Source organism: Psychrobacter sp. AOP31-B2-9 (assembly GCF_052378005.1).
Classification (GTDB): domain Bacteria; phylum Pseudomonadota; class Gammaproteobacteria; order Pseudomonadales; family Moraxellaceae; genus Psychrobacter.
On the sequence record NZ_JBQSXG010000207.1, the window covers coordinates 1 to 3,847 of the forward strand.

2 protein-coding genes are annotated in these 3,847 nt (G+C 37.7%); both read right to left on the reverse strand.

Annotated features, from left to right (window positions below):
• Positions 1-2,398, reverse strand: a 2,398-nt coding sequence (locus ACT3SX_RS14325) for an AAA domain-containing protein (protein WP_444761805.1), incomplete at its 3' end; no start/stop codon positions are given.
• Positions 2,399-2,427: 29 nt separating this feature from the next.
• Positions 2,428-3,847, reverse strand: a 1,420-nt coding sequence (locus tag ACT3SX_RS14330; protein ID WP_444761806.1) for a type I restriction enzyme subunit R domain-containing protein, incomplete at its 5' end; no start/stop codon positions are given.

Here is a 3,847-nt window from a genome sequence, read left to right on the forward strand (position 1 = left end):
CTAGATTGGCAGCACGTAAAACTTGATTGAAAAACTTAGCGTCTGATTTACTAATAAATTTATCGAGCTTCTGCTTAATAAGCGGTTCTTTGGAATATTTACTAAACATCTCGCTTTTTTTGAATTTATCAATATAAGGGTTTGTCGCGTTTTGAATAAGGGTTTCTGCATTACTACCATCGTCATTTTTTTCAGCCTTAAAGTTTGGGATGATAATTAGGCTATCAAAAGACTCGTGCTTTTTGAGTTTCTCAGTGATTTCATCATAAAGCATATTGACAGTGGCATGACTCTGAGCAGACAAAAGCACCTTTGAGCTGTTTTCTTCGTGGAAAAGATAATCAACATAGGTGGTTATAAGGTGTGTTTTACCCACACCTGGAGGGCCTTCAATGAAGTAATTTGGTTGGGTTTTCACCAAAGAAGAAAACACTTCTTTTTTGGATTCATCTAATGAAATAAGAGAAGCCTCAAGATCAAATTTGCGAGAGGTAACAAAGAATTTTTTGGACGGGTCTGCGATACTTGATATTAAAGAGCTTTGATTGAGTAAAAAATAAAATATTCTCTCCCGCCTTTCAATTTGAGCGATTGTTCCATCATGGTCCTTAGGGTAAATTCTAACCAATTCTTCTGATAAATTACTTATGCTCCGCTCTAACGGTTGTTTTGTGGAGAATATATAGTCTAGATTGGGTGATTGCCCCACATATTCCGCATCTAACTTGTCTTTTTTGTCTGTGCTTCTACGAGACTTGGTGGTAGTCTCAATAACCCATTTGTCAGTAAGTTTAGATGGATCGCTAAAGTGTTGTTTAAATCTATCAAAAGGCTGTCTTAGGCTTAGTGAGTCTGATAGCTTGTTGTTAATATCATTATTTTCTTTTTTGTACTCTAACGTATAATAAAAGAGCCCATCATCTAGGATTAACCCTTTTCCCTCTTTTAGTTGATCATCTTCAATGCGATCTAGGCTAATTAGGTACTTTTCCGTTTCCGAGCGCGCTACGTCAATCGCAAAAGATAACAACAAACCCTGAAGGCATTGTAGCTCAGAGTCTGTATACTTTTGCTCTTTTTTGAACTGTATTAACTTTAGCTTCCATGAGTTTTCATCCGAAAACTCGTTCTTTTGCATAAGCTTAAATGCATTAGGTATAAAAACCAAACTCCCCTTAATTTCGATGGTTTCTGCATAATTCAGCCAGTCAGGGACACTATCATATATGGCCGTTATGTAAGAAACATACCAATCATCAAAGTTAACGTGCTTGAACTTTTTAAATCTATATAGAAAATTCTTCCCTTTTAAAATAAATCCATTGCGATACCTATCATTAAATATACGAAAGGGGTCTAACGTAATATCTTCTTTGATAATGTCGATGACATCAGAACTTGTTAGGTTCTGAGCATCATAATTTTGAACTGCATTGTCGATTAAGTAATTTTTAATAACGTTTCTAATGTCACCAAATATCTCAGAATCAAAGCCTGCTGTTGTTATATAGAATACCGGCGAGAATGAATTATCAACTTCTGACAAGTCTGTAATGGCTTGTTCTACTAATAACTTTAGCTGAGTCTTATCCACTAATTTAGTATGGCCAGTTGAATGACCCTCTAGTAGAAGTCTTACCGCCAATGCTTCGTTGCGCAGTAGTTTTTCTTGAAAACTGTCGGACTCAATTCCCAATAATTCTAATATTAAAACACCTAAGTCGCTCCAGTCTTGGTGAGTCGTGCAAATAACATCCTTGTGCTCACCCATAAATATAGGTTTATTAATCTTGTTAAAATCTAATGATTTTTCAAAACCACTCAGCACCAATCTTTCAGTGTCGTCAATTTCTTCACTTTCTTTATAAATCACGCTATTAGTATTGATGTTTCTGTGAATGATGTCTTGGCCATGCAATATCTCAATGCCTTCTATCAGCCTTAGTATATTCTTCCATAAAAGCATTCTACTGGTAGTAGACATTATCTTGTCTTTGCTTAACCAATGACTTTTGCTCTTAGAAAACAAACCTATCCTTGCAGGCTTGGCTTCTATTGCTATTAGCTTGGTATCCAGTGTTTTAGACTCTTCATCAGTGGGGTAGATTAGGCAGTAATTACCACTGTTATCGATGAAGCTATCATGGATTACTTCAAGATATTTTTCTGCATTAGTAACAGATTTTAGCTTATTTAATTGCCGAGTTTCGTTTAACCAAATCTCTTTGGCCAACTCTTCATTAAGTGAGTTTTTTGCATGCCAAAATTTCAGCTTAAACACTGTGTCATTATCTAAATACTTCCACACTTCTAGTAAATCAGTCTGTGACTCTTCTTCAATTTTAATCTTGAATTCATCATCTATTGAGTCTATAAATGCCATTGTTGTAATTTCCATATGAATGCTGTAGCTGTATACTTAATAAATTAGTAATACTCCTTAATATAAGCATAAGCCCGATCAAACAGTTCTTGGTCTTTATGCAGCTTATATTTCAAAAGTGCTTTGCGTAATGATTTTTGTACTTCACGCTCGCCAGCGCTGGTTGTCTGCCAGCCAGGAAAGCGAACAATTCTCACAATAGCGTCGATATCACCAACAATGCGTTCGACCACGGCCGGTGTTTGATCCGTTTTTAGCTCTAGAAATAATTCAGACAGAGCCGCTGTAGGTAATTTCTCTTGAACATCGATTTCTAGCTCTTTCTCTGCCTGCACTGTTTCTTTAGCGATCTTACAAAGCTCTTTTACAAAATCAATTGAAGCTATCAACCCTTTTTCCGCTTTATCACGTAAAGCTTCTAGTCGTTCACTGAGAGACTTAAAGGTAGGCAAACCGCCTGCTTTCTTAAAACGCTCAATTAAAGCTTTCTCTAGTTGCTTTACTTTTTTCGGACTAGGATTATTAAAGATATCCTCGATGATATCTGCGTCCATGACGAATTCATCTAAGACATGCACGCTACCCACATGCACGTTGTCATGAATCAATTTGGTAGTCTGTGCGCCTAGCGTCAACCAAAGCAGTTTCCCGGTACTGTCTGAAGCGGGCTTAACCGATTCATAAACCTGAGCCAGCCACTTATAGTCTTGGTTATATTCATCTAATACTGAGTCCGGTGACAACGATTCCCAAAGCTTAAATAGAAATTTAAAGTCCAACGCAAAAGCATCTTTCTTTTCATTATTGGCTATAGCATTCTGTGCCGCTTCTAAGCCTTCAAAACCTTCTAAGGTTCTATCTACACCTTCAAAGTGGGATAGGGCATTGTGCATGGCCTGTGGTAGCTGTTCGCGTAGCTCTGACAGGTTAGTAATGATTTGCTGAGCACCTAACTCATCAAACTCTAGTGCTTTTGCGGCATCATCAAATACGCCAAAGTAATCAACAATACAGCCAAAGGTCTTGCCTGGGTATAGACGGTTGGTTCGGCAAATCGCTTGTAGCAAGGTATGGTCTTTCATGGACTTATCTAGGTACATGGTCTGACAAATAGGCGCATCAAAACCGGTTAAAAGTTTTGCAGTGACGATAATAAATTTAAGCTCTGAGCTAGCATCATTAAACTCATCGACAATTTTTTCTTGTTGGCTCTTGTCGACACCCCATTTTTTCTTAAACTCATAATCATCGTTGGCGGTAGTAGAAATAACCACTTTACTGGCCGCTTCAGGGAAATGCTCGTCAAGTGCCTCTTTATATAGCACACAAGCATGACGATCTGGAGTTACTATCATTGCTTTAAAACCGTGAGGCTCTACTTTCTCCATAAAGTGGATAGCAATGTCTTCAGCTATTCTAGTAATGCGCTCAGGCGACTTTAAAAAGGCAGCCATTTTGGCTGAC